We start from the raw sequence: 19,021 nt of genomic DNA on the forward strand, positions 1-19,021 counted from the left end.
GCGGCCTCGGTGATACCGGGCTCTTCTCGGTCGGCTCCCGTCTGGACCCGTTCGAAGCGGGACGGGAAGGGGAAACGGCGCTCCAGGAAGTCGGCGAGCATTCGGGACACCTCCTCCTGTCGCTCCGGTGGGGTGTCGAAGTCGTTCAGGCACAGGAAGTCGAGGGGGGCGTCGGAGCCCATTTCGGCCAATGCGATCAGATCCTCGTGGGCGTGGTCGGTGCCGATGTCCACGTAGCGGGTGCGGTAGTCCCCACGCACTCCTCGACCGGTGAACAGCGCGTAGTACTGGTGCAGGGTGGTGGCCGGGGCGATGTCCTGGGGGTGCCGGAAACGTGAACGCGCCGTGCGTTCGATGTCCTGGCGGTACCGTTCCTCCAGCTCTCGGTGGACCTGACGCAACTGTGGGAGGGGGGCGTGGCGGACCTTCTGGGTGATGGTCGCGCCGAAGTCCTCCAAAAGGAGTGCGCGGGCGTTCTTGCCCGCCCAGTTGGGGGCGACCTCCTCGGCGATCGGGTCCGCGACCCCGATCTGATGTCCGGAGAAGGGCACGCGTGCGATCCCGTTGGAGTGGAAGAAGTACTCCGCTCCGACCGGGGCGGCGAAGAAGACGTCGTCGTTGAGGTACAGGTACCGCTCCGAGAGTCCTGCGATGCGGTGCAGTTGGGTTTCGATCGCTCGTGAGCTGAACACCGGCAGCACGTTCGGATCGGCGAAGATGTCGCGATGATCGACCACGGTGATACCGGGGGCCTCGGTCTCCAGCCAAGAGGGCACCTGGGCATCGGTGACCAGGTAGACGTCGCGGACGAAGGGCGCGTACATCTGGAGCGAGCGCAGTGAGTAGCGCAGTTCCTCGTGGTCGGTGTAACGGGAGACGTTGGCGGCGTGAGAGGCGAGCTCGCCCGCCTCGTCCCGGTAACGGGCGCGTTTGGAGGCGTGTTCGGGGTCGGCGCCGTCGACCCACGTGTAGACCACGTCCACGGGGAATCCCACGTCCTCGGCGTGGCGGTGCGTGAAGGGTTCGAAGGTGGGCAGCGTCCGGTCCCGGACGGTGAGGGTGGCCGGTCTTCGGGCGTCCTCGGTCAGCACGTCGGCGATCCGGTTGGGGCGCGGGCCGAGCAGTGCGCCCTCCATGGCCTTCTCCGGGATCTTGACCCGCAGGCGGTCCAGTGCGTGTGGGGCCCGTTCCGAGGCCATGACCTTGGAGGCGTCCCGCCAGAATTCGATGTCGCAGCCGTACTCGAAGCCGCCGAACACGTCACCGTGTGCGGAGATCAGGAGTTCGGCGAAGCGGATGATCAGGCCGTTCTTGATGTCGTCGGGCAGGGCACCATCGACGTAGGCCGAGGTCTGTGCCGTACTCCCACCGGGTCCGGGTCTGATGGCGTACAGGGCGCTGTCGCCGTGGAGTTCACGCATGGCCTCCAACAGGGCCTTGCGTTGGGAGCGATGAACGCCCAGGACGTGGCGCAGGGACGAGCGGCCCGGAACGAGGAAGTGGTCGATGCGTGCGTGCTCCAGGGCTTGCAGGACCAGGTCCAGGTTACGGTCCGCGGTCCGCTCCACGGAGAAGTCCTGGACGAGGCGGCCCAGGTGCTCGGTGTCCCCCAGGGTGATCGTGCGCAGGTCGGGCTCGGACTCCAAGAGTGCGGCACGGCGCTGGGCGATGCGGGCCAGGCGCCGATCCTCCTTGACTCGGGCCCGCTCCTGGCGTCGTTGTTCCTCTCGGCGGGCTCGGACGGACGGGGGCAGGAGGCGTTCGGCAGCGCGCTTGAGGCGTGCTGTCTGGAGCATGGACGGCCTTTCGCGAGTGGACCATCACGCGAAGTGACGGTCCGGGGGATGAAGGGAGGTATCCCTTCGACTCGCGAACCCCTTGATGGGATGACCGCTATGCCAGCATAAAGATGGATTCAAGACCATTTCGCGACCATGCCGCGACTTTACCGGGCGGGAAGTCACCGAGGGCGAGCGAAACCGCTCCCGGTGTGACGGGTCGGCGGTTCACTCCCCCGCGTCGGTTCCGCACTCGGGCGCGTTCCACGACCACTGACGTGATTCAGCCCGTGGAGATCGGCGCGGCGACACGGATCTTGGACTGGCCGTGCGGGAGTTCTTCCCAGTCGTCCATGAAACGTGCCTGGAGCCCGTGGCGTGCGGCGAGGTCGATCAGGGTCTCGGTCCGGTAGTAGAAGTCCTCGCGCAGCACGTGGTGTTCGGTGCCCTCGGTGCGGTCGAAGGTGAAGTCGAAGAATCCGTCCGGCGCCAGGATCCGCTCCACGTGGGCCAGGCACTCCTCGATCACCTCCAACGGCGAGTGCGAGAAGACACTGTGCGCGTGGACCACGTCGAAGTGCCGCTCGGGCAGAAAGTCGAAGGTGAGGTCCTGGGTGATGGTCAAGTGCGGAAGTTTGCGCTGAAGGCCGCGCTCGGCCAGAACCTTCTTGGCCGCCATGAGGATGTCCGGGGAGATGTCGATGCCGTAGTAGTTGCCCTCGTCCAGGTACTCGATGAACCGCCAGCCGGCGCGCAGGTTGCCACAGCCGATGTCGAGCATCCGGTGTTCGGGGGCCAGGCCGTGCCCCAGGAGGTAGTCGAACTGCATCTGTCCCAGGGCCAGCCACCTTTTCTCGTTACGGCTACCGACCGCGGCACGGGGGTCCCGGGAGGCGTCGGAGGCCATCACCGCCCGGTAGTAGGAGACGTGGTCCCGGTGGGTGAGACGTAGGCGCAGGTCACGGAGGGAGCGACGCATGTAGGGGCCGATCCTTCCGGGGTTGCGCATCGCGTAGGCGAGGCGATGCCCCAACGTGGAACGGTCGGTGGTAAGGGAATCGGTCTTCTTCGGCATCGGCTCGCCGTGGCCTTCTGAGTCGGGGTTCGGGGCGGTGGCATCTCATCACGTCCGGGCCGCCCTGCCAAGAGGACGTGCCTGGAAGGGGAGGAACGCCCGAAACCTTCCATTACTCCCGCCCTCACCTGGGGCGATGATCCACTTCCAGGTTCGGTGAAATCACCGTAAACGTGTGCCAATCACAGCTTTTCGTAGCTTTCATGGCTCTTGGGAGTGCTTCGCTGGTTCCCAGGCCGGGCCTTCGGGCACGCGGCCCGAACTCGTCGAAGGGGACGCGATGGTCCAGGAGAGTGAGCGACTCCGGCACGCCAGACCACCCGGACCACGCAGTGGCTGGTTCCCCTTGGGGATCTTCGCCGTCGTGGTCGCCGCCCTGGTCGGCGGATGGATGGTGCTGGATTCCGCACTGCCCTCCACCGCACCCGTGGCGGCCGGGCAGAGCATGATCGTCGCCTCCAGGCAGGGACACGAAGCGAAACTGACCTTCGACCAGGACTGGGACCTGCACGTCGGATCCAGCACCCAGGGACAGCGGTACCGGTTCGCCAAGGGCACCGCCGACCTCGAAATGAACGTGCTCACCCCACCCGCCAGGACCTCCGAGCTCGAACTGTGGGAGGGCCTGCGCAAGGTCGTCCGGGTGGGCGACGCCTCCGCGAACCTGACCGATCCGCGTTCGGTGACCTCCGAGGCGGGCGCCGACGGTCTGGCCGGACAGCTGCACAGCAACCGGCACACCGGTATCGCGGCACTGTTCCCCGCACCCAACGGAGAGTTCGCCGTGGGGGCCACGGCCACCGGAGACCAGGCCGACCTGGCCGAGGTGGAGAGATTGCTCCGGTCGATCAGGTTCGACCGCGCACCGGAAGGTGGATCATGAGCCACGCACGTCCCGAGCCCGATGCGCCCTTCAGCGCGGACGGCCGAGTCCCGTCACCTCGCGCCTCCGACCAGGAGCACGAGGCCATCGAGCGCCCCACCGGTCCACCATGGGGACCCACGCGTCACCGACGAGCGCCTCGCTTGGCCGCCGCGGCCCTGTTCGGACTGCTGTGCGTGGTCGGGTTCGTTCTGATGCTGAACGCTCTGTTCGGGGCCGTGCTGGTCTTCCCCGGCGAGGCGGCGCTGTCGATCCTCCTGCTCGCCATGGTCGGTGTCGTGGGGTTCTTGCTGCTGCGCCGGATCCGTCCCGTTCGGGAGCCGGACCTGGTCTACTCGTTATCGGCCCTGATCTGGGGCATGACCGGGGCCGTGGGTCTGGCGCTGGTCGCCAACGGGCACCTGAGCTCGATCTGGAACAAGGTCGGCGGTCTGGCCTTCGGCAGCGTCTGGGGAGCGGCGTCGACCGCACCGCTCAACGAGGAGCCGCTCAAGGTCCTGGGGGTCGTCCTCATCGCCGTCATGGCCCCGCTCGTGGTGCGCGGACCGATCGACGGCTTCATCCTCGGCGCACTCGTGGGCCTGGGTTTCCAGCTGGTGGAGGACTTCACCTATTCGCTGAACATGATCCTCATGCAGGGCGGCGTCGATGGAATGGTCGCCGTCGTGCGAAGCTTCTTCCTTCGTGTGGGCCTCACCGGCCTGGGATCTCACTGGGCGATGACCGCGGTGGCCGGCGCCGCGGTGGGGCTGCTCGCCGCCGCGTCCTGGCGTCCGGGGCCAGGTCGTGGAACCGCCGCCGCACTGCTGTTCCTGCTCGCGATGGGTATGCACTGGCTCTTCGACGCACCCCTGCTGGGGACCGTGCCGGGCATCGTGCTCAAGGCTCTGTCGATCTTCCTCACGACCATGATCGTCTACTTCCTCCTGCGACGTGCCCACCGTTCCCGGGTGCGACGCGCCTTGGCTCGGGAGGGCGAGGAACTGGGCGTCCGGCGGTCGGCGGCGATGGCCCTGGCCTCTCGTGGTGGACGGGACAGGGAGTTGGCCCGAGTTGCGCGCCCGGAACGTCCCGCGGTCCGCACGCGCCAAGAGCAGATGATCGACTCCGCCGAGGATCGGGCCTTCGACGGTCCGCCCCGCCCTGACCCACCCTGACCAGGGGTGGGGCCCTTCCGAGGAGGCCGAAGGCAGAGGGGGCGGAGGAGGCCTCGATGCTTCGCGGTCCGTTCGTCGTCCCACCTCGCACCATTCGGAGACCGGGTGGGTGGAGGTGGCGTCGGCGATCACCTCGCCTGCGGTGTCAAGGGTCTCGACCGAGGGGACACCCCACGGCGGAGTCGAACAGGCCGCTTCCCATCGCGATACGACCTTCGATGAACACGAAAACACACCGGGCGTGTACTCTTGGTGATGACACCGTCGCCATCGAACGTTCCCGAACCTGTCGACAGAACCTTCGACCGGGCGTAGGGTCCAACACCACCGTCCGACCACGTCGACTCCGAGGAACCATGCCGACGCTACGCCGACGCCTGCTCGACCTGCTGCGTGGGCAGGTCAACGTACACGACCTCGGCCCGGGAGCCGCCGTCCTGGAACGGCGCGGCGACTATCGGATCACCCCGGCCGGCCCTCAGAGCTGGTTGGTCAGTCGAGGCCAAGACGGCCAGCGGCCGATCGTGCCGCCCCAGGGCTGGTCCCGCGTGCCGCTCGGGCCCGCCGCGGAGCTGTTGGCTCGCGACGACATGACCCCCAGGCAGGAGTTCGCCCTGCACAAGCGCGCCCAGAACCACTTGGGCGCCCGGCACGTGGTCTCGATCTTGGGCCACTACCGGGTCAACTGTGTCTTCGACGTGGGAGCCAACATCGGCCAGTACGGCCGTCAGCTGCGCGAACTCGGCTACCAAGGGCGCATCGTCTCCTTCGAACCGGTCCCGGCCATGGCGGAGAAACTACGCGAGGTCGCCTCGAAGGACCCCGACTGGCAGGTACATCAGATGGCGTTGGGGCGTGAGGACGACACCGCCGAGATCAACGTCGTCCACGGGTCGATGAGCTCGATGCTGGGGCCCACCGACTTCGGCAACACCCGGTACAAGCGCTTCCAGAAGACCCGCACCGAGCAGATCTCCCTGCGCCGCCTGGACGGGCTGATGGACGAGGCGTTGACCGGAATCGAGGAGCCCCGCCCCTACCTGAAGATGGACACCCAGGGTTTCGACCTGGAGGCCTACGCCGGAGCCGGAAAACGGATCGGTGAGTTCGTGGGCCTACAGTCCGAGGTGGCGCTGATGCAGATCTATGAGGGCATGCCACGCATGGCGGAGGCGCTGGCCGTGTACGAGGCCGACGGTTTCGAGGTCACCGGCATGTATCCGGTCACCCGGGAGGAAGACACCGGGAGGGTACTGGAATTCGACTGCGTGATGGTCCGCGCGGAGGCGCTCCCGAAAAAGGGCTGATCCGTTCCTTCCCTCAAACCTTGCCGAATCCTGGCCATGGCCCGGTGACGTCGCGATCCGATTTCCGCGAGACTCACAGCCGAAAGGTTCGGAAGGATTCTCCCTTGCCGTGTCGAGACCGTCCCATCCCGTTCGACGAGCAGGGGAAGGACCACGCGTTGGTAACGAGGAGTACATCATGCGCACATTGATCATCACCGCCTTCGTGTCCGTGGACGGCGTGATGGAGGCCCCTGGAGGCGAGCCCGGTTACCGGAACTCGGGGTGGACCCTCAACACCGTCGAGATGGACGAGGCGGCCTACGAGATCAAGGCCCGCGAACAGCAGGAGGCAGGGGCTCTGCTCCTGGGTCGCCGCAGCTACGAGGCGTTCGCCCCGGTGTGGCCGTCGATGCAGGAGTTCGCGGGATACAACGCCATGCCCCGGTACGTCGTATCCACCACCCTCTCTCAGGAGGACCACCGCTGGCCGGCCACGATCCTGCGTTCGCTGGAGGAGGTCGCCGACCTGAAGCGGACCGAGGGCGGACCGATCTCCGTACACGGCAGCTCCACCCTCGGCCGATCCCTGGCCGAGGCCGGGTTGGTCGACCGTTACCACCTGCTGGTCTTCCCCGTTCTGTTGGGCGCGGGCAAGCGCCTGTTCAGCGACGCCGATCAGGACGCGACCAGGCTGAAGCCGGTCGAACACCACGTGTACTCCAACGGTGTCCAAAAGCAGGTGTTCGACGTCCTCCACTGACCAGGGACGGGGAGGTCGGTCAGAAGCCACGCTCATGCGATGGTGCCCACGACGATCTCGCCGCGCACTCCCCGTCTCCAACGCCCGGTGCGCGCCGGCCACGTCGGAGTGCGCAGACACCCGGCCCACCAAGGGTCGAAGTTCACCCGATTCCACGCCATGGGTCGGTTCCTCGAACGGGTCACGGCACGGCTTTCCACTGAAGCACCGGACCCGGCGAGGTCCGAACACCGTCGAACCGGCGATGTGGGCCGGCCGGCGCAGCGCCCGGCCCCGTGTCGAAGGAAACCGTGACCATCCGTCCACTCGACGACGACAGGCCCCGGTCGGCGGCCAGGCCAGTACCGGCGGTGTCCAGGACCACGTCGAATCGCCCCAGGTCGGCCGGGGTCGTGGTGCGGCGATCCAATGCCTCATCCGTCCCCGGATCGCATTCCAGGTCCAAGTGGTCGGACCGGGGCAGACCGGTGACGTGCGCGCCATAGTCCTTCCCGAGTCGCGCACCGCCCATACCCACGCCTCCGGTGACGCCGGTGGTCTGTACCCCCTATGAGTTGCGGGGCACAGAAGCAGGCATGCCATCGCATGGGGCTTGATCGACCGCCCCTGTCGGAGGAACGAGGGCGCGTCCATCCATGCTGCGGGCGATGGACCCCATCCTCCATGCGTGGGCCGACGGCCCACATGCCCCGGTTCAACCCCACTTCTGCCCCACCAGAGACGAAGAAAGAGGCCCACCACTTGGTGGACCTCTTCGCGACCTGCTACTTCTCTGTCGGGACGGCGGGATTTGAACCCACGACCCCTTGACCCCCAGTCAAGTGCGCTGCCAAACTGCGCTACGTCCCGGCCGCTGGACGTCACCGTTTCCGGCGCCGCCAACAGGTCAGACTCTATCGCACTTTCGAAGGCGTTCGAACCAGCGTGGTCTCAGCGGATCGACCCGTTCAGGGGAGTAGACCCTCCACGAGTTGGTTCTCTTCCTCACCGGTGAGGAGCACGACCGCGCCGGGGGCCATCGTCATGCTCGGGTTCCTTACCCCCGAGGTGTCCGTCCATCCGGAGTCCAGCACCGTCCCCTCTCCCCAGCGGGTGGTCCGCCCGAAGGGGACGACCTGGACGCGTGCCTGCGAAGTTTCGTCTTCTCTTGTCAGCTCGCGGGAGATCAGCAACGCTTCGTCGAGTACGGCGATCCGGGAGGACCCGATGGCGTAGCCGACGAAGGTGTCGGTCAACACGGCCTCTTCGATGATCCGTCCCGAGGCGTCCGCACGGTGGAAGGTGGTCTCCAGGTCGCCGGTGTCCTCGGCGGTGACCGTTCCGTCCGATCCGGCGTACACCAACTCCCTGGAACCGTCCCCGGCCGGTTCCTCGGGCAGCACGGCGACCTCCTCCCCGGTCTCCGGATCCAGGACCAGGCTCTTCTCCTTTGGCCCGTACCTCACGATGATCGGCGCCTGCTCCATGTTCGTGGGCACCTCGTCCAGCCGGGGACCCGTGGAGTCGCCCGTCCACTCCATACGCCAGAGTTCGGTCTCCTCCGCCGAGTCCAAGGCCACGACGGAGGTCCGAGACCCATCCTCCCCGTCCGGGCAATCGAACACGCCCACGAGTCGACGGCCGTAACCCCGCGCGTCGTGGACCGTGCAGGCCTCGGGCAGGTCCAGCCACGTCCTCGCCAGGTCGTGACCGTGCTCGAACAGCCAACCGGTCGGCGGCCCCGTGGCGGTGGAGGCCTCCTCCACGATCCGCCCGGTCAGGGCGTCCAATACGACGGTCTCGAACCGTTCCTCACCGCTCTCCTGGTCGGTAGCCACCCGGTGGCGTACGTGGACGTACTCGTTCTCGGCCCACACGTCGCGAACGTGGCCATGGGGGCGTCGGTAGGACCACAGTCGCTCGCCCGTCGTGCCGTCCAGGGCCACGGCCCCGTCCCAAAGGAGGACGAGTGGCCCGTGGGCGCCCGCACGTACCTCCCGCACCTCGGTGTCCATCGGCGGTCGCCACTCCCACCCCACCTGGGTGGCCTGGGTCGGGACCGAAGCGGGGTCCGCGAGGTCTTCGGCGACGTGGTGCGGTACCCAGGGGACGAGGAAACGCGCGGCCAAGGCCCCCGCAAGGAGTACGGCCGACGTTCCGAGTGCGAGAGAGGGAAGTGTTCGACGCAAGGGACGCGGGACCGGGCCTCGTAGTCCCAAAAGCATGAGCACACAACCCAGCGCGATCGCACAGACCACCAGCCACAGGTGCACAGCCATCGGTGAGGGGTCGAAGGCCCAAGGCCCGCGTGTGGTGGCTTCGAAGGCGTCTTGGGGAAACGCGAACCAGGTCACCAACAGTCCCAAACCGGCCGCCGGACACATCCACAAGACGTACCGCTTGGGCTCGGGCCGATCGGAGCCGCGCCGCCAGGTCACCCCGAACCAGAGAACGAGGAAGGCGAGCAGGACGGTGATGACCCACCATCCGTTGCTCTCGCCGAACACTCCACCGTCGTTCACCACGATCACGACGAGGAGCCACGACAGGGCACCGATCAACAGACCGACACCGCACCAGGACACGACGTCCCTGGTCCCTTCGGCTCCCGTACCCCTCACTGGCCCTCGCACCATTCCACCCCGAGTCCGACAGAACGTCACAGAACCTAACAGGAGTCCGCGAAGGGCCGGAATCGTGCGCGCCCTCGTGTGACCGGCCGGTCACCACGGGGCGAGCGGCACCGCCGGGCCGAACACCTTCGACCAGACGTTGAGCCTCCTCACCTTGGCGGTCCCTCCCCTGAGGGCGGAGAACGGCTCCCCACGGGTGATCGATGCACGGAACGTCGAACCGCTGTGGCCACCCCACCCATCCCGGTAATGGGCGCGAGGGGGAAGGGAGGCACGCCGGCCGCGAGTCCTGCGTGCCTCCCTACCGAGTGGCTCCTCAGCCCTGCTCCGCCAAGGGTGGGACGCGCTCGCCCTCGGGGACCGGGCCGGGCGGAGTCCCCTCTCCAAAGGGGCTGCCGCCCAGCTCCTCCCGGTGATGCGGGGTGAGCCAGCCTCGTGGGTCGGGGCCCACCGCCACGATCCCGGTGGGGTTGATGGCGGTGTGCACCGCGTAGTAGTGCGTCCGGATGTGTTCCAGGTTCGTGGTGTCGCCGAACCCGGGGGTCTGGTACAGGTCCCGGGCGTAGGCCCACAGCGCCGGGTACTCGGTGAGCTTGCGCCGGTTGCACTTGAAGTGGCCGTGGTAGGCGGCGTCGAAGCGCACCAGGGTGGCCCACAGTCGCAGGTCGGCCAAGGTGAGGTGTTCGCCCACCAGGTAGCGGCGCCCGGTCAGGTGTTCCTCCAGGGCGTCCAGCCGGGTGAACACGTCGCGTACGGCGGCGTCGTAGCGCTTCTGGTCAGGGGCGAACCCGGAGCGGTAGACCCCGTTGTTGAGGTCCTGGTAGATCTGCGCGCTGATCCGTTCGATCTCCTCGCGCAGCACCTCCGGGTACAGGTCGGGGGCGCCCTCGCGGGTCAGATCGCCCCATTCGGTGGCCATGTCCACGCTGAGCCGGTCGTAGTCGTTGGAGACCAGGTGTCCGGTGGGAACGTCCACCAGGCCGGGCACGCTGACCCCACCGTCGTAGTCGGGGTCGCGAGCCAGGTAGGCCTCGCGCAGGGCGTGGATGCCCAACACGGGGTCCTTGTCGTCGGGGCTGCCGGTGCGTTCGGTGAACACCCAGTGCGGGTCACCGTCGATGATCTCCTGGACGGGGTCGGTGACGGCCAGGGAGACCGCGTGCTCCAGCCCCATGAGGCGTCGGGTCATCACCACTCGGTGCGCCCAGGGGCAGGCCCGGTTGATGACCAGTCGGAATCGTCCTGCTTCGGCGGTGCGCTCGTGACGCCCGTCGGAGGTCACCCGGTCAGCGAAGGCCGCGGGGTCGCGCTTGATCTCCTCGGTCGGCAGTCGGTTGGCCCGCATGCCACACACCTCCGATCATCGGGAAAGGCTTCCGTTCCCGATCCTAGGTCGGAGCGGGGTCGCAAAAGCAGTCGTCCACAAGGAGATTCGTCGGTTTCGGAGTTTCGAGGACGGCGCGCGTGGCGACGACTCATTCGCGCACGGCCGCCACGGCCTCGATCTCCACGAGCTGGTCGTCGTACCCCAGGACGGTGACGCCCATCAGCGTGCTGGGGACGTCGTGCTCACCGAAGGCGTCCCGCACCACCTCCCAGACCGCCACCAGGTCGTCCTGGGAATCGGAGGCGACCAGGACACGTGTACTGACCACGTCGGTCAACTCGGCGCCCGCCTCGGCCAGCGCGGTCTTCAGGTTGGCCACGCACACCGCCGCCTGACCCGCGTGGTCGCCCACGGCCGCGGTGGTGCCGTCGGCGTTCAGCGGACAGGCCCCCGCCGGGAAGATCATGCGTACACCCGCCGGGATCGTGGCGGCGTAGGCGTATTCGGCCACGTCGGACAGTGCGGCGGAGCGAATGAGGGTCACGGCGCTGTTCAAGGTTTTCCTCTCGGGTGGGGACATCGTCGAACACGGAGCACGCTAACGCCACGGCGAAGGTTCCCCAAGGGGTTTTCGTCATCGCGCCGAGTGGGTCGGTGCCCTCCCCCGGCAAGGTTCCGGCAAATCCTGAAGACAAGGACGAAGAGGACGTTTTGCCCCCCGTGCGGAACGAGCAGGGTCCCCCACGAGGCCCGGTTCCGCACCGATGACCCGATTCCTCACCCCTGGCAGGACCGCGCTCCGGGCCCGGCCGACACGGACGAAGGGAGATTCATGGGTTACGCGACCACCAACCCCTACACGAACCAGACCTTGGAGACCTTCCAAGGCATCGGGGACCAGGAGCTGGACCAGGCCCTCCACACCGCCCAGAGGACCTTCGAGACCTGGCGCACCAAGTCCTTCGACGAACGCAAGGAGGTGGTCGGGCGCGCCGCGAGGATCCTGCGCGAGCGGTCCGAGGAGTTCGCCCGGCTCCCCACCCTGGAGATGGGCAAGCTGTACCGCGAGAGCCTGGACGAGGTCGAGCTGGCCGCCTCGATCCTGGACTACTACGCGGACAACGCCGAGGAGTTCCTCGCCCCAGAGAGGGTGGCCACCGAGGACCCGGACGCGGGGGAGGCCGTCGTGGTCAGCGACCCGATCGGGGTGCTGTTCGGGGTCCAGCCGTGGAACTTCCCCTACTACCAACTGGCCAGGCTCGCGGGCCCCAACCTCATGGCCGGGAACGTGGTGATGGTCAAGCACGCGTCGATCGTTCCTCAGTCGGCCGCGGCCTTCGAACGGCTCTTTCGCGAGGCCGGCGCACCGGAGGGCGCCTACACCAACGTCTACGCGAGCAAGGAGCAGGTCGACCGGGTGATCCAGGACCCGCGCGTCCGTGGGGTGGCGCTGACCGGCAGCGAGGGCGCGGGCTCCAGTGTCGCGGCCCGAGCGGGCGAGGAGTTGAAGAAGAGCACCCTGGAACTGGGCGGCAGTGACGCGTTGATCGTGCTCTCCGACGCCGATCTCGACCTGAGCGTCGAGCGTGCGCTCTGGGGCCGGCTCAACAACGCCGGTCAAAGCTGTGTGGCCGCCAAACGGATCATCGTCGTCGAGGAGGTCGCGGACGAGTTCCTCCGCCGGTTCAGCGAGGGCTTGGCCGAGCTCAAGGCGGGCGATCCGTTCGATCCCGATACGAGTCTGCCGCCGTTGTCCTCGCAGAGCGCCGCCGACGACCTCGACGCGCTGGTGGAGGAGGCCATCGAGCATGGCGCCTCGGTGATCACGCCGGGTGAGCCCGTGCCCGAGGAGGGGGCGTTCGTCCAACCGAGGATCCTCACCAAAGTGAGCCGGGACAACCCGGTCTACGACAAGGAGTTCTTCGGCCCGGTCGCCCTCTTCTTCCGTGCGGCGGACGAGGACGAGGCGGTGCGGATCGCCAACGACTCCAGTTTCGGCCTGGGCGGTTCGGTGTTCACCCAGGACACCGCCCATGGCGCGGAGGTCGCCCGGCGCATCGAGACCGGCATGGTCTTCGTCAACCATCCGGCCTGGACCAAGCCGAACCTTCCATTCGGTGGCACCAAGCGATCCGGTTACGGGCAGGAACTCTCCGAAGCGGGGATCCAGGAGTTCGTCAACAAGAAACTGATCAACGTGATGCCCACCGGTTGATTTCACCGGCCGACGGGCTCGGCTCGGGCGAACGCGGGCGAACGGAGCGCGGCCATCACCTGACGGGCGATGGCCCGCCCGGCCCGGTTCGCGCCGATGGTGCTGGCCTGCGGGCCATAACCGGCCATGAACAGGCCGGGGTAGCGGACCGCGCGCCCGTCCTCCACCCACACCCCGCCCCCGGGTTCACGCAATCGAAGCGGGGCCAGATGGGTGAGTTCGGCGCGAAAGCCCGTCGCCCAGATGATGGCGTCCACCGCTTCGAAGGAACCGTCCTCCCATCGCACGCCATGGGGTTCGATCGCGGTGAACATCGGCCGGGCCACCAGCAGCCCACGTTCCCGGGCGGCCAGGTTGGCCGGGGTGGCGGGCAGGCCGGTACCGCTGACGATGCTGGGCAGGGGGCGTCCGGATCGGGCCGCTTGGTCCGCCGCACGCACCGCTCGGATCGGCCCCTCGGGGTCGTCCTCGAAGGTGACCGGCCGGCGGGTGGCCCAGATGGTGTCCCCGGCCACGCCTTCCAGTTCACGTAGGAAGCCCACCGCGGAGGTGCCACCGCCCACCACCAGTACGCGCTCGCCGGCGAAGTCCTCGGCCGCGCGGTACTCGGGGGTGGTGATCTGCACCCCTTGGAAGTCGGCCGCGCCGGCGAAGTAGGGGATGAAGGGGCGCGCCCAGGTTCCACTGGCGTTGACCACCACACGTGTGGTGACCTCGCCGTGGTCGGTCACCACGCGAAATCCCTCGCCGTGCTCGTGGACGCCGCTCACCCGCACCGGCCGGGCCACCCGAAGGTCCAGTTCGTCCTCGTAGCGTCGGTAGTGATCGCGGACCACGTCGCGCGCCGGACGTTCGGTATCGGCGTCGGCGAAGCTCAGCCCGAGCCGCCGCATCCCGGGCAGGTCGTCGACCTTGTGCGTGTCGTCCAGGCGCAACGCCTCCCATCGGAACTGCCAGGCCCCGCCGGCGTCCGGCCCTCGGTCCAGGAGTACGAAGTCGACGCCGGGTTCCAGCCCCGCGCGGCGCAGATGCCAGGCCACCGACAATCCGGCCTGGCCGGCGCCGATGATGACCACATCGGTCCGTCTCGGCGGGGTCACCACGTCCATCCTGGTCCCTCCCATCGTCGACTCCATCCTTCGTGGACAACACCGCCGGCTCCGTCTTCATGCCGTCGGCCGGTGCCGTACTCAGTCGGCCGCCCCCGGCCCACCCCTCGAAGAAGCGCCGGGCTCACGGCCGTACCAGGCGTCGACCAGCAGTGCCTCGACGCTTTCCCGGTCCGGTTCGCGCGGATTGGGGTAGGGATGGGCGGTGGCGAGTTCAGCGGCTCGGGCCAGATCGGTCTCAGCCATACCCAGATCCCTCAGCGAGGTGGGGCCACCGACCCGTGCGATGAGGTCGTGGGCCCCGCCCGGTGCGTCGTCGACTCCCATCACCCGCGCGATGCGGCGCATCACCTCGCCTGCGGCGGGCGCGTTGTAGGCCATCACGTGGGGCAACACGACCGTGTGGGTCGCGGCGTGCGGCATCGCGAAGGAACCGCCCAGGGTGTGGCAGAGCTTGTGGTGCAGACCCATACCGACTGCGGCCAGGCAGGTTCCGGCCAGCCATGCCGCGTGCAGCAGGTCGGTCCGGGCGTCGGGATCGGAGGGGCGCGCGGCGACCTGGGGAAGAGCTCGCGCGATCAGTGCGATCGCCTCCAACGCCCTGTCTTCACTCACGTGGTCGACCTCTGGTGCGTACAAGGCCTCCACGGCGTGGGCCAGGGCGTTGACCGCGCTGGTCACCGACATCGCCACCGGCAGGCCGAGAGTGAAGTCGACGTCGTAGAGCACCGTGTCAGGAAGGATCTTCGGGTCGGACCGGGTGGTCTTGCGCCCGTTCTCGGTCTCTCCCAGGACGGAGGTGACCTCGGAGCCGGCGTAGGTGGTGGGAACGATGATCTGCGGCAATCCGGTGCGTACCGCCAAGGCCTTGGACAACCCGGTCGTCGATCCGCCACCGATGGCGACCAGGCCGTCGACGTCGGACTCGCGCAGAACCCGCAGCGCCCGTTCGGTCACTTCGACCGGGGTGTGCGGGGCCGCGCCGGCGAACTCGGCGGCCAGGAGCGGCCCCAGGCTGGCACGCACCGGGCCCACCGACCGTGCCGAGGGTGAGGACAGCAAGAGCGTCCTGCGGGCACCGAGCCGTTCCGCTTCTTCACGGACCCTGTTCACCGTGCCGGTACCGAAGACCACCCTTACGGGGTCGGTGGTGTGCACGAAACCGCGCATCGGTTCCCCTTCGTGTTCGGTCGCCGCCGCTCAGACTCCCTGAGTCTGCCTGTTCGCCAAGGTCTCGGCCACTTCGGGGTTGTTCTCGTCGGGCAGGTTCAGCTCCGGAAGGGCACCTTGGATCTGTTCGCGTCGGGGCTCCAGCCACGGCGGGAGCTTCAGGGCACGGCCCAGTTCGAGCAAGGGCTCGTCGACGCTGAAGCCGAGGTCGTCGGTGGCGACCTCGAACAGGGTGCCACCCGGCTCACGGAAGTAGATCGAGTGGAAGTATTGCCGGTCCAGGATCTCGGTCACCTCCACGCCCTTGCTCAGGAGTTCCTCCCGCCAGGCATGTTGGGTGGCGTCGTCGGGGGCCCGCCACGCGACGTGGTGCACCGTGCCGCCCGCGACCAGTCCGCGCGGGGCGTTCGGGGTGACCAGGACGTCCACCAAGGCGCCCGGGCCGCCGTCACCGGCCGCGAAACGGAGCTTGTCGCCGTGTTCGCCGACGTAGCGCAGGCCAAGGCCATCGGTCAGCATGTCGGTGGAGGCGTCCTCCTTCGCCACCTGCATGGTCACCGAGTGCAGACCGCGGATGGCGTGTTCGGCGGGCACCAGCGGGGTGTCCCATGGGTCACGGGGGTCGCCCTGGGGGTGTGCGACCAGGGACAGGCGCAGCCCGTCGGGGTCGAGGAAGGTCAGGGCCTCCTCTTCGAGGTTCGCGCTCCGCGTGGTCTGGAGGCCGAGCTTGGTCAGGTGGCCCTCCCACCAACCCAAAGAGAGTTCGGGGACGGAGAAGGACGTGGTGGTGGCCTGTCCGGTGCCGTGCCGGCCAGGAGTCACCCCTTCCCAGGGGAAGAGCGTCATGAGCGTGCCGGGCGTGCCCTCGGCGTCGCCGTAGTAGAGGTGGTAGACGCCGGGGTCATCGAAGTTGACGGTGGTCTTGACCAGCCGCAACCCGAGCGTGCGTGCGTAGAAGTCGACGTTGCGTCGAGGGTTTCCACCGATCGCGGTCACGTGGTGCAGCCCGTCCGTCCTGATCGCCATGTCCTGTCTCCTTGGGTCGCCGGTTCCCGCCGGTGTGCGTCTTGGCCACCATTACTTTAATCAAGAAACATCTTCCTGGCAAGAGATGTCCTTAGAAGACACCTGAGGTCATCAGGTCTCCCCCGGCTCCGACGACCGCAGGCCGGCGGGTCCACGTCGACTTCGGGGAAGGCGACCACCTCACGCCCCGTGCCCGCTCCCCTGTTTCGGCCCCGCCGGATCATGCCCCTTCCGGATCACCGAGGGAAACCCCCGGGCCCCACCGATGGCCAGAACGCCCACCCTCACACCCCTCTGGTACCACCCGACTCGTGCGTCCCTCAACCACCTTCCACCGGTTCCATGGCGGGAAGGATCCATCCGGGCCCGGCGCCGGCCGACCCCTTCCCGACCCTTGGAGCATCCGCTTGACCTCATCCTCCACACCCATGCCCGAACCCCCCGAGACCGCCCCACCATCGGGTACCGGTCTGGACGAAGACCTGGCCGCCCCCAAGTGGCGGTTCTTCGACGAAGAACTCGTGCGCACGAGCCTGTGGGCCAAACTCACCCACATGCCCGCCCTGACCACGGCCGCGATGGGATGGGCTTGGCGAGCGAACCGAAGTGACCTGCTGACGGCCTTGGTCGCGAGCAGTGTCGCCGCCCTACTGGCGGCGGTGAGTCTGTCCTCGGTCACCCTGGTCCTGGACGCCCTGCTCACGGAAGGCCCCATCACCGACCGGGTGCGGGCGGCGTTGCCCGCGGTGGCGGTGGTGGCCGGGGTCGCCGCGCTGTCGGGAACGGTCCGCATGGTCTCGGACCTGGCCCTGGCTCGCATGGGACCGCAGATCGAGCGCCTGATCGAGATGGAGCTGTTCTCCCTCACCACACGGGCGAACCTGGTCGCGTTCGACGCCGAGGCGTGGGCGGACGCCATGTACCGTGCTCGCGACCGGGGCCTGTACGAAGTGCCCCGTATGGTCACGGCCTGCTTGGAAGGCCTGGCCGGTCTGGTCGGGATGCTCTCCTTGGCCGGAGTGTTGGCCGTGCTCCACCCGATCCTGCTTCCCCTCCTGGTCGTCAGTGTCGTACCGACCGGATGGGCGGCCATGCGGGCGGCCCGCATGGAGTACCAGACCCAGCGGGAACTGAGCACCGGGCGACGGCGGCGATGGATCCTGGGGGATCGCATGGCCTCCCGCGACTCCGCCGCCGAGCTGCGTTCCTACACCATGCGTGAATCACTCCTGGCCGACTACGGCGAGCTGGCCGACAAGGAACGGGACAGCATGCTCTCAGTGGCCTGGCGTCAGACCCGGATACGCGCCCTGGGCGGGGTCGCCGGTGGGGTGGCGAGCGCGCTCACCTACTCGACCCTGGGGCTGCTGCTGGTGGCCGGGCTCATGCCCCTGTCCGCTGTGGGAACCGCGGTGTTGGCCCTACAGCGTGCCCAAGGCCAGATGCAACGGCTTCTTCATTCCCTGAACCAGGTGTACGAGTCCGGCCTGTACTTCTCCGATTTCGAGGAATACCGCGCTCTGGCCCGAGCCGAACTGCCACCCGCCCCCACCGCGCCGGCACCGCAAGAGCTGGAGCGGTTGGAGGTCCGCAAGGCGACCTTCACCTATCCCACCGGTGAAGAACCCGCCTTGAAGGGTGTGAGCATGCGTGTGGAGGCCGGTGAGACGATCGCCCTGGTGGGAGCCAACGGCTCCGGTAAATCCACCCTGGCCCGCCTGCTCGCCGGCCTCTACACGCCCCAGGAGGGCTCGGTGACCTGGAACGGCGACGACTTCGCCGCGCTCGGCCCGGCCGTACGCGACCGGATCAGCGTCATCATCCAGGACCACACCCGGTGGCCCATGACCGCCCGCCGCAACGTGACCATGGCCCAGGACTGCGATGTGACACGTCTGGGAGAGGCCGCGCGGCTGAGCGGCACCGACGAGGTGGTCGCCGGCCTGCCCAGGGGGTGGGACACCTTGTTGGACACGACCTTCGCCAGCGGCGTCAACCTCTCTGGAGGCCAGTGGCAGCGTCTGGCCGGGGCCCGAGGCTTCTACAGGGTGGCCGACCTGCTCATCGCCGACGAACCCACCGCGGCCCTGGACGCCCGCGCGGAGGCCCGCTTCTTCGAGACCATTCGCACCCACGCCGAACGTACCGGCGCCGCGGTCGTGCTCATCACCCACCGCATGGCCTCGGTGCGTATGGCCGACCGCGTCTACGTCCTGGAGCACGGCGAGGTCATCGAGGAGGGAACGCACGAGACACTCATGAGCACCCACGGTCGTTACCGGGAGCTGTACACGCTCCAGGCCGACGCCTACACCGACCCCGCGTCCCGATCGTGAACGCCGCTCTCGTTCTCGCACCGGGCTTTGGGGGCCGACCCGGTACCGACGCCGACCCCTTGGGCCGGCCTGAAAGGGAACAGGGGTAACCTCGTCGAGCCGGTCGAAGTCCATCCCATGGGGCAGGGAACCCGGTGAGGATCCGGGATCGACGCGCAGCGGTGAGGGTGATGGGCGAGCACGTCCCAGGCATCCGTCCTCGGAACGGCCACTGGAGCATTGCTCCAGGAAGGCGCTCGGCACCGGTCGATCCCGAGCCCGAAGACCTGCCGACACTGGCGGGG

At 68.1% G+C, this 19,021-nt stretch carries 15 protein-coding genes, 1 tRNA gene and 1 riboswitch; of the genes, 6 read left to right on the forward strand and 10 right to left on the reverse strand.

The genetic code is table 11. The features are described from left to right. Together D472_RS25255 and D472_RS0110275 are read right to left on the reverse strand one after the other, a co-directional pair. Positions 1 to 1,796, reverse strand: a 1,796-nt coding sequence (locus D472_RS25255) for a stealth family protein (protein ID WP_017604397.1), incomplete at its 3' end; no start/stop codon positions are given. Between the two features lie 265 nt (positions 1,797 to 2,061). After that, positions 2,062 to 2,853, reverse strand: coding sequence for a class I SAM-dependent methyltransferase (locus D472_RS0110275; protein ID WP_017604398.1), 792 nt, complete (start codon positions 2,851 to 2,853; stop codon positions 2,062 to 2,064). A 280-nt stretch (positions 2,854 to 3,133) separates the two neighbouring features. On the opposite strand from D472_RS0110275, the gene D472_RS0110280 reads away from it, so the two are divergent. From D472_RS0110280 to D472_RS0110295, 4 genes are all read left to right on the forward strand, one after another. Continuing rightward, on the forward strand, positions 3,134 to 3,736 hold the full coding sequence (locus D472_RS0110280; RefSeq protein WP_017604399.1) for a hypothetical protein: 603 nt from the start codon (positions 3,134 to 3,136) through the stop codon (positions 3,734 to 3,736). After that, the gene (locus D472_RS0110285) at positions 3,733 to 4,893 is read left to right on the forward strand and encodes a PrsW family intramembrane metalloprotease (RefSeq protein WP_017604400.1); all 1,161 of its coding nucleotides are present in this window, start codon (positions 3,733 to 3,735) and stop codon (positions 4,891 to 4,893) included. Before D472_RS0110280 ends, D472_RS0110285 begins: the two co-directional genes overlap by 4 nt. A 356-nt stretch (positions 4,894 to 5,249) precedes the next feature. Beyond that, complete coding sequence (locus tag D472_RS0110290) at positions 5,250 to 6,200, forward strand: FkbM family methyltransferase (protein WP_017604401.1); 951 nt, start codon at positions 5,250 to 5,252, stop codon at positions 6,198 to 6,200. 178 nt (positions 6,201 to 6,378) lie between these two features. Continuing rightward, positions 6,379 to 6,942, forward strand: a complete 564-nt coding sequence (locus D472_RS0110295; protein ID WP_017604402.1) for a dihydrofolate reductase family protein — start codon at positions 6,379 to 6,381, stop codon at positions 6,940 to 6,942. Positions 6,943 to 7,123: 181 nt separating this feature from the next. Here D472_RS0110295 and D472_RS26710 read toward each other — a convergent pair whose 3' ends face one another. From D472_RS26710 to D472_RS0110320, 5 genes are all read right to left on the reverse strand, one after another. Beyond that, entirely contained in the window at positions 7,124 to 7,453 is a 330-nt protein-coding gene (locus D472_RS26710; RefSeq protein WP_026117552.1) for an MDR/zinc-dependent alcohol dehydrogenase-like family protein, read from the reverse strand. Between the two features lie 264 nt (positions 7,454 to 7,717). Further along, positions 7,718 to 7,791, reverse strand: a tRNA-Pro gene (locus D472_RS0110305). Positions 7,792 to 7,889: 98 nt separating this feature from the next. Next, a complete protein-coding gene (locus tag D472_RS0110310; RefSeq protein WP_239642951.1) occupies positions 7,890 to 9,542 on the reverse strand; it encodes a hypothetical protein in 1,653 nt (550 codons plus the stop codon). Between the two features lie 328 nt (positions 9,543 to 9,870). After that, entirely contained in the window at positions 9,871 to 10,899 is a 1,029-nt protein-coding gene (locus tag D472_RS0110315) for a glutathione S-transferase family protein (protein ID WP_017604404.1), read from the reverse strand. Between the two features lie 130 nt (positions 10,900 to 11,029). Then, entirely contained in the window at positions 11,030 to 11,437 is a 408-nt protein-coding gene (locus tag D472_RS0110320) for a RidA family protein (protein WP_017604405.1), read from the reverse strand. A gap of 276 nt (positions 11,438 to 11,713) precedes the next feature. Here D472_RS0110320 and D472_RS0110325 point away from each other — a divergent pair, with 276 nt between their 5' ends. After that, complete coding sequence (locus D472_RS0110325; RefSeq protein ID WP_017604406.1) at positions 11,714 to 13,096, forward strand: NAD-dependent succinate-semialdehyde dehydrogenase; 1,383 nt, start codon at positions 11,714 to 11,716, stop codon at positions 13,094 to 13,096. A 2-nt stretch (positions 13,097 to 13,098) separates the two neighbouring features. On the opposite strand, the gene D472_RS0110330 is transcribed toward D472_RS0110325, so the two are convergent. From D472_RS0110330 to D472_RS0110340, 3 genes are all read right to left on the reverse strand, one after another. After that, positions 13,099 to 14,220 (reverse strand): FAD-dependent oxidoreductase, encoded by a 1,122-nt coding sequence (locus D472_RS0110330; RefSeq protein WP_239642952.1) that lies wholly within the window; start codon positions 14,218 to 14,220, stop codon positions 13,099 to 13,101. Between the two features lie 66 nt (positions 14,221 to 14,286). Next, positions 14,287 to 15,375 (reverse strand): maleylacetate reductase, encoded by a 1,089-nt coding sequence (locus D472_RS0110335; RefSeq protein ID WP_017604408.1) that lies wholly within the window; start codon positions 15,373 to 15,375, stop codon positions 14,287 to 14,289. A 30-nt stretch (positions 15,376 to 15,405) separates the two neighbouring features. Then, positions 15,406 to 16,401, reverse strand: coding sequence for a ring-cleaving dioxygenase (locus tag D472_RS0110340; RefSeq protein ID WP_017604409.1), 996 nt, complete (start codon positions 16,399 to 16,401; stop codon positions 15,406 to 15,408). Positions 16,402 to 16,829: 428 nt separating this feature from the next. On the opposite strand from D472_RS0110340, the gene D472_RS0110345 reads away from it, so the two are divergent. After that, entirely contained in the window at positions 16,830 to 18,737 is a 1,908-nt protein-coding gene (locus D472_RS0110345; protein ID WP_017604410.1) for an ABC transporter ATP-binding protein, read from the forward strand. A 124-nt stretch (positions 18,738 to 18,861) separates the two neighbouring features. Continuing rightward, positions 18,862 to 19,005: riboswitch (cobalamin riboswitch) on the forward strand. The last annotated feature ends 16 nt before the right edge of the window (positions 19,006 to 19,021 follow it).

This window comes from Nocardiopsis alkaliphila YIM 80379 (assembly GCF_000341005.1).
GTDB classification, from domain to species: Bacteria; Actinomycetota; Actinomycetes; order Streptosporangiales; family Streptosporangiaceae; genus Nocardiopsis; species Nocardiopsis alkaliphila.